Below are 7909 nucleotides of genomic sequence, written 5' to 3'. Positions count from 1 at the left end.
ATAGGTCAGAGGTGGAAGTGCAGTAATGTATGGAGCTGACTGATACTAATCGTCCGAGGGCTTGACCAAAAAGGGAAGAAAGCGGGTTTCCGAAACCGGAAGCACAGGGAAGAAAAGTTATTTTCTGAGCTGTGGGAAACGGTTGAAGGAAAGGCATTTGCGAAGCAAATGGCACCGAGAAAGCAAAGCTTTTGAGGTGACCCCGGTTTCAAAAAAGGAAAATGGTTTTAGTGAATCGAACTTCCTTAGAAAAGAAAGTGGTTATCTGGAATGCTTTCACGGAAATCTGTATGAAGTTTTGAAGGTATATGAAATAAGATAGTACCTGATCCTCGATAGCTCAATGGTAGAGCATTCGGCTGTTAACCGAAGGGTTGTAGGTTCGAGCCCTACTCGGGGAGTTTTTTCAGTTAAAAATAAAGGAACTGAAAGAGGATAAGGAAGATGGCTCCATGGTCAAGCGGTTAAGACATCGCCCTTTCACGGCGGTAACACGGGTTCGATTCCCGTTGGAGTCATTGTAAATTGTTCTTGACTGAATAATTTACAAATGGTATAATTTAGTAGATTAGGGCGACATAGCCAAGTGGTAAGGCAAAGGTCTGCAACACCTCTATCACCAGTTCGAATCTGGTTGTCGCCTTTATAAACCTCAGAGTAATCTGGGGTTTTTTTATTTTTCCATAAAATTAGTTAGTTGTAATTCTAAGAGGCCACAGAAAAATGTTTTTTACTATTCAGATACACAAAGAATAAAATTTTCTTTTAAAGGATTACTTGAAACGGGCAGAACTCCGTAGAAGAAAAATGCAGGATGAGAATTCTAATACAATTGAATAATCTGTTTTTTTATGGCAGTATATTTTCATAGTGTATTTTATTGCTAAATTGAGACAATAAGAATATTAACTATAATATTTTGAACAGGGGAAAAGAATTAAGTGGAAAAGTTATTTAAATTAAAGGAACGCAATACGACAATACGTACAGAAATAACAGCGGGTATTACGATCTTTATATCTATGGCATATATCCTGATGGTAAATCCCGGAATGTTTTCTCAATTAGGAGATGTATCATACGGAGCTATTTATATAGCAACGTCTGTTTCTGCAGTTGTTGGTACAATTTTGATAGGATTGCTGGCAAATCTGCCTTTAGCCCAGGCTTCCGGAATGGGAATTAATGCATTTTTTGTTTATACAGTTTGCTTTGGTATGGGATTTAGTTATGCAAATGCGCTGGTATTTGTGCTGGCAGACGGATGCATTTTTATTTTATTAACAGTTACAGGATTAAGACGTCTTATTTTTGATTCTATTCCGTCAGCAGTGAAAAAGGCTATTCCTGCGGGGATTGGATTATTTATAGCGTTCCTTGGACTGCAGGATGCAGGGCTGGTTATAAAAGATGAATCTACCGGTGTAAATCTTGCTTCTTTTAATTTACTTGGAACGGCCGACTGGGAAAGTATTATGCCACTGCTTATTACTGTGGCGGCAATTATATCTATTGGTATTCTAGCTAAGAAAAAAGTAAAAGGGGCGATTCTCTGGAGTATTTTGGGTGCCACAGCAGCTTATTATTTACTGGGCCTTACTATTCCAGGATTTTACGAGGGATTTCTATCTGATGTATCATTAAATCCGTTGAAAGCATTTCAGGAATTTGGAGTGCAGTCTTTTGGAAAAGTATTTACGGAAGGATTTGATTTTTCTGCCTATTTATCAGTGGAAGGTCATAGTATCAGTGGACTGGTTATTGCATTTATAACAACTGCGCTGGCATTTTGTATGATGGATATGTTTGATACAATAGGAACATTATATGGAGCCTGCCGGGGCGGCAATCTGCTTGTAAAAAATGAAAAGGGGGAAGAAGAAGTCCCAAATATGAATCAGGCGATGTTGTCAGATGCCATAGCAACATGTGTAGGGTCTGTCTGCGGTACTTCCACAGTTACAACATTTGTGGAATCTTCATCCGGTGTAGCAGTAGGGGGACGCACCGGCTTATCCTCCATAGTAACAGCTGTTATGTTTTTTATAGCAATGTTTCTTTCACCTCTTGCAGCGTTTGTGCCTGTATGTGCTTATGCGGCGGCCCTTGTTTATGTGGGTATATTAATGATTGAATGTGTAAAGGAAATTGAATGGCATGATCCTGCAATTGCTTTACCTTCATTTTTAACCATTGCCATTATGCCGTTTACGTATAATATTTCTTATGGTATTGCTTTTGGTTTGATATCATATACAGCTATTAAAGTATTTACCGGAAAGATCAAAGAAGTGAATGCGGGAACCTGGGTTATAGCCGTATTATTTGGACTGATGTTTTTCTTTACTCATTAGGAATAACTGTCAGAGAAATAATAATAAAAAAGGAGAAGCTGCAATTGTGTCACTTTCCCGAAATTAGATTTTGAAATCTAGTGATTGGAAATGGATGATACAATTGACAGCTTCTCCTTTTCTTTTTATGAATTGATAACTTTTAAAAACTGTTTTAATGCGGGATTCGTATTTTGCTTTTTCCAGATAGCATTTACATAAACTTTTGTGTTTTCCAGAGGAATTTTCCGGATCTGATCCTGCCAGGAGTCTCCCATAAACAGATCACTGGCAATGAGTATTCCCTTATTTAATATCAGATTCCCAATGTGTTCGCCGCCGCTGTGGCTGTAATGAGAAATCAGCGGATGTATATTCTGGCTGTTAAAAAGTTGATTAACATAAGAACAATATCCCGGAGAAGATTTTCGGTCCAGCATCAGCAGATACTCCGCCTGAAGATCTTTTACAGAAAGAGTTTCTTTTTGTGCCAGAGGATTTTTGATGTTTAGATAAGCTGCCATATGTGTAGGCGCCAGTTTTACCATAGAGTATTCTTTTTCCGTAAAAGCATTACAGTCGTAGGACATTGTAAATATAATATCCATTCTATTTGTAAAAAGGTTGGCTCTTAATTCAGAAAAATTATTCCGAAACAGATCTACCGATATTTGTGGATTAAGATCAGTAAATTTTTCCAGATAATCCATAAACAGCAGATTACTCCATTCCAGAAATCCTAGTTTTAAATATCCGGACATTCCCATCTGAGTTGTATGTGCTTCCTGAAGAGCATCAAGAATATCATCTGTAATTCTTTCCAGCCGCTGTTCTAATACCCTTCCGGCGGGAGTAAGAATTACTTTTCTTTTATTTCGTATAAATAGCTGCAGACCAAGTTCGTTTTCCATTAAGTCAATTCTTTTACTGACTCTAGACTGTGTCATAAACATTCTTTCACCGGCTTTGGTGAAGCTGCCATATCTTGCAACATTTAAAAATAATTCAAGATCCATTAACTGCAAATTAAATAAATTAATATCCCGCATAATTTGTCTCCGATTATTGATTTTGTCAACATTTTAACATAAATACTGTAACTTTAAAATAATTTCAGTATATATTGAGGAAATAATCAAACAAATGACATATTTTAATGTTAGATGGAAGTAAATAGAATTGTATTAGCAGTTAAATTAGTTTATAATCCCATCTTTGACAGTTGGAAAGTGAAAAAACGGCTATATCCTCAGTAAATATGGGGTGCATAGCCGTTTCCCTTTTTGTAACGATATGTGCTATATTATGATATCTTTGGTTTTATCTGTTTGGTATCTTTAACGATCGTTCGCATAGAAGCTTTAGTGATGAACTCATAATCCGTTCTAAAACCAAATGTTTTGTGCAATGCGTCTGTCAATCCAGTTCTTGTGTAAGATGGAATATATCCACTGGCTGTACTTAACAGTGTCATCTGCATAGAACGTAATGTCCCGAGGATCTGACTGGCTGTATAAACATTTTCGAGCTTTTTTTCCAGCAAACGATAAAGAAGAAGACTCATGTAGCAAGTCATGAAATGCGCCTTTATTCGATCTTCTCTTCGGACATATACAGGTCTTGCTTCAAATTCGGTTTTCATGATTCGGAAGTTTTCTTCGATTTCCCATCTTTGTTTATTTATTCTTATGATTTCTGAAATATTGCCCTCAAGATTTGTGATAACCGCATAAAACCCATCATACATTTCTTCTTTTTCTATCTGTTCTTTATCAAGAGCATACACTTGTTTTTCTGCAATCTCTCCGTCTGGAGTAATGGAAGCTTTTTTGACGAATCGCATGGGATCATTTTGATTTTTCCCTTTTCGTTTGCGACAGGGGGTTGCAATTATCTTTTCTGCACGTTCAATCTGTCGGGTGCGGATTTTTCGCTGATAAGCTTTATATTTTGGAGAATAGGTAACAACCAGGGTTTCATCCATGCTGCCTGTGACAACAGGTACTTCTTTGTAGTAAATCGCGTTATAAACTTCTTCATCTGTTTCATCCAGTGTACGAAGATCTACAAACTTTTGGGATCCTACTTTACGAAACTGGGTTGGATTCAGAGCAATTTCACGATCTTCCTTTTTCATCTTTTTAAGAGAATGAGTAATAATATAAGCACGATTTCCAAGGCTGTTAAATCTTCTGTTACTTGTACTTCCAAGACCGGAATCGGAGCAATAGATAAACTCACTGCAGTTAAAATCCTGAAGAATTTTAGATTCTAAAGGTTTTAAGGTTGTCTGTTCATTTTGATTTCCCGGAAAGATATCAAAAGCAAGAGGAATCCCATCTGCATCCATAAATAATCCCATTGTTACGATTGGATTAGGTCTGTTTTCTTTACTTTTTCCGTAACGTTTGAAATCACTTTCTTCTTCAATTTCAAAGTAATAATTCGTACAGTCATAATAAAGAATACGTTTATTTCTTGGATGAATAAAGTTGGAGTTCTTATAAAGCTCACTTTGAATAAAGTCTGATTCTTCAGCAATCACAGAAAGCGAACGATAAACGTCCTGCAGACTGTATTTTGGTGGTTCCAGTAAGGACTGGCAATACTCGTAACTGGCCAGTTTACTTGCGTGAGAAAGGATTCTTGCATAGACAAGATCGGAAAGTATCGCATGTAAATCATACTTAAATTTATGGCGGATTTTGATTGCCCTGCAGATTTTATCCAAACGCAACTGTGTAAAAAGATTCTGAAGGAAAAGGTAACCAACATGGAAGGAACGTCGTTCGTTCAATGGTATAGTTGCAGTTTTTGAAAACTCTACGGCGATTTTCCCTGTGTGCTGCTTATAAAGCTCGGTTTCTTTGGCAGCCTGTTCTTTTGCCCATGCCATCAGCTTATCTACATCGCCATGGAATTGTTCTAAGAGAGCATTATACTTTCCGAGCTTTTTGTAGATACGGGAGGAGGACTTCCCGTTTTCTTTCCGAAATGATTGATAAATATATATGTCTTTATTATTTTTACTACCCGTAACTGCGATATACATGATAAGAAAATCTCCTTTTTTTATATTATACCACACTAGTACAAACAAGTACATATAAAAGCATAAAAATTTGACAAAAAAATGCAGGCGCTATAAGGCCTGCGAGGTATTTTTCTATTATTCAACTGTCAAACTCCCGGCAAATTAAATAAATTAATATCCCGCATAATTTGTCTCCGATTATTGATTTTGTCAACATTTTAACATAAATACTGTAACTTTAAAATAATTTCAGTATATATTGAGGAAATAATCAAACAAATGACATATTTTAATGTTAGATGGAAGTAAATAGAATTGTATTAGCAGTTAAATTAGTTTATAATTATCTATATTATACAAAAGCGGGGAGGATTGAAAATGAACAAAAAATTAGGCTGTCTGGTTTTATCATTGATAATGATATTTGGTTTAACAGGCAGTTTTTTTTATGTCCCAAAAAAGGTACAGGCTGCTGAAAAAATAAATAAATATATAAATGTTGTATATGATGATTCAGGAAGTATGATAAAAAGTGATGGAGATGCATCCAAAGCTGAATTTTATGATAAATGGTGTCAGGCCAAATATGCTATGGAGGTTTTCAGCACCATGTTATCATCGGATGATACCCTGAATATTTATCCTATGAGCCTGGAGGGGAAAAAGGGGTTGACTCTGAAAGGAAGCCAGAGTGCTGAAGAGAGGGCAAAGGCAGTACATAACTGGAAAACGGATGCGAAAGACACGCCGTATTCTGTTGTGGAAGCCGCTTATAGTGATTTACAAAAACAGGATAAAAATTCAGAAAAATGGTTATTTATTATTACAGATGGTGAATTTGAAGGAGGCGTTTCAGCAACCGGTATCAAAAAAGATTTTGATAAATTTACATCCAGTGGAGTGAAAGTTATTTATCTTGCCATCGGTGATGATGTCACTAAGTTTCAGAATGATGAAAAAAAGGGGCTGTACTGCAGATATGCAAAAAAAAGCACTGATATTTTATCCTGTATGACAGAAATAAGTAATCTGATCAGTGAACGTCTGACATTGTCCGGCGATACCCATGTAACGACTATGGATAAAACACTGGTTTTAAATACGGATGTTCCTATGGAGGAACTGATTATCTTTGCTCAGGGACAAAATATCAGTATTGGAAATATGACAAACCCGGACAGTGAGGTAAAAAAAGAATCTGAAATAGATGTTACATACAGTTCAGAAGCGAACCCAAATTATCAGAGTAAATATGCGGACAAGATCAAGGTAGCCAATAATTTAAGCGGTGTGATTACATCCTTTGTAAGTGCAGATGACAGTGTTCCCTTAAGCGCCGGCGAATATAAAGTAGAAGTTTCTGACTTGTCTAATGTACAGATTTATTATAAAGCGAAAGTAGATGCCTCTGTCTCTATTACCCAGAACGGGGAAGAGATCAATGTCAATGATTTTATTGAACCTGGAGAAGTTCAGATTGAAGCTGTGCTGCGGGATCCTATTACTCAGCAGGTGATAGAATCAGATTTGATGAAAGATATTCATGTTACCTATAAAATTAAAAACGGGGATAAAGAAGAAATATTGGAAAGCAGCGGGGAAGCAGTAACATATAATGCTCAGGTAGGAGATCTGACAGCAGATATTTCCATAGAACTTCCGGGTAACTATGTAGTAAAAGGACAGCATAAAATTCAGGTTGCAAATCCACTGCCTCCACTGACTATTGATGAGGTACAGCTTGAAAATATGGATGGCGGAGGAAATTTTAAAAAGGAAGATCTTATAGAGAAATCAGGTTATGCACTGATTACTGTAAAGCAGGAGGGAAAACCTCTTTCAGAGGAGTATTGGAAAGCCACAGACCTGCGGCTGGTTTCTGACAGTAAATGTTTAAGCTTTAAAGTTACAAAGGGTGATAAAGTATCTACATACAAAGTAGAAGTAATTTATGACCATGATAAGGATGAAAGTCCTTTAAGTGATGAAACAGCAGACTGTGTGATTAATGCTGTATTAAATTATGAAGGACAGGCGGCAAAAAGTGAAAGCTCCAATGCTGTACTTATTGCTGAAAAGCTTCCACTGATGTACTACTGGAAAGAATTACTTGCCCTGCTTGCAGTTATTATTATAATTCTTGGATTCCTGCCGCCATTTAAAAAGCGTTTTCCAAGATCTTTGAAAAAGAAACTGGGAGGAACAGAAGTACCCACTAATGGAATTGGTAAAAGAAAATCGTATAACGGCGCATTCCAGAAAAAATTCTGGTCTATTCTTATCCCATACCGCAGAGAGCGCGGCGAGGTCAGGTTCTTAAAACCGGGTGTCAGTGGATTTTCTAAACTCCAGGTACGGGCTGTAAGCCGGGGAAGAATGGAAATTACCAATGCTAACCGTTATGCAGGCAAAAAAGAGATAAAATTTGATAATGAAGTAATTGAAAAAGGCACAAAAAAACAAGTGGTTGCTACAAATGTCAGTATTGTAGCCATTGTTGGAAAAAATAAATATACATGTAATTTGTAAAAACGGAGGAAAA

Annotated in this window: 4 protein-coding genes and 3 tRNA genes; 5 read left to right on the top strand and 2 right to left on the bottom strand. The window is 36.7% G+C overall.

The annotated features are described in order from the left end of the window. The first annotated feature begins 329 nt into the window (after window positions 1-329). The 4 genes from OCV88_RS15880 (at window position 330) to OCV88_RS15865 (ending at window position 2354) form a co-directional block, all read left to right on the top strand. Window positions 330-401: transfer RNA gene (locus OCV88_RS15880), tRNA-Asn, on the top strand. 45 nt (window positions 402-446) lie between these two features. Next, a tRNA-Glu gene (locus OCV88_RS15875) sits at window positions 447-518 on the top strand. Window positions 519-572: 54 nt separating this feature from the next. After that, a tRNA-Cys gene (locus OCV88_RS15870) sits at window positions 573-643 on the top strand. Window positions 644-941: 298 nt separating this feature from the next. Further along, window positions 942-2354, top strand: coding sequence for an NCS2 family permease (locus tag OCV88_RS15865; protein ID WP_158426420.1), 1413 nt, complete (start codon window positions 942-944; stop codon window positions 2352-2354). Between the two features lie 125 nt (window positions 2355-2479). Here the strand turns inward: OCV88_RS15865 and OCV88_RS15860 are convergent, their stop codons facing one another. After that, the gene (locus OCV88_RS15860; protein WP_158426419.1) at window positions 2480-3382 is read right to left on the bottom strand and encodes a LysR family transcriptional regulator; all 903 of its coding nucleotides are present in this window, start codon (window positions 3380-3382) and stop codon (window positions 2480-2482) included. A 254-nt stretch (window positions 3383-3636) separates the two neighbouring features. Next, window positions 3637-5385 carry an IS1634 family transposase gene (locus OCV88_RS15855; RefSeq protein WP_158426422.1) on the bottom strand — a complete coding sequence of 583 codons (1749 nt, stop codon included), beginning with the start codon at window positions 5383-5385 and terminating at the stop codon, window positions 3637-3639. Between the two features lie 360 nt (window positions 5386-5745). Between OCV88_RS15855 and OCV88_RS15850 the strand changes: the two genes are divergently transcribed. Further along, window positions 5746-7896 (top strand): vWA domain-containing protein, encoded by a 2151-nt coding sequence (locus tag OCV88_RS15850; RefSeq protein WP_158426418.1) that lies wholly within the window; start codon window positions 5746-5748, stop codon window positions 7894-7896. Window positions 7897-7909 lie beyond the last annotated feature (13 nt).

It is taken from the genome of Brotonthovivens ammoniilytica, assembly GCF_025566885.1.
Taxonomy (GTDB): Bacteria; Bacillota; Clostridia; order Lachnospirales; family Lachnospiraceae; genus Brotonthovivens; species Brotonthovivens ammoniilytica.
The sequence above is the reverse complement of the archived record's forward strand: the minus strand, read 5'-3'. Positions and strand labels throughout refer to the sequence as shown.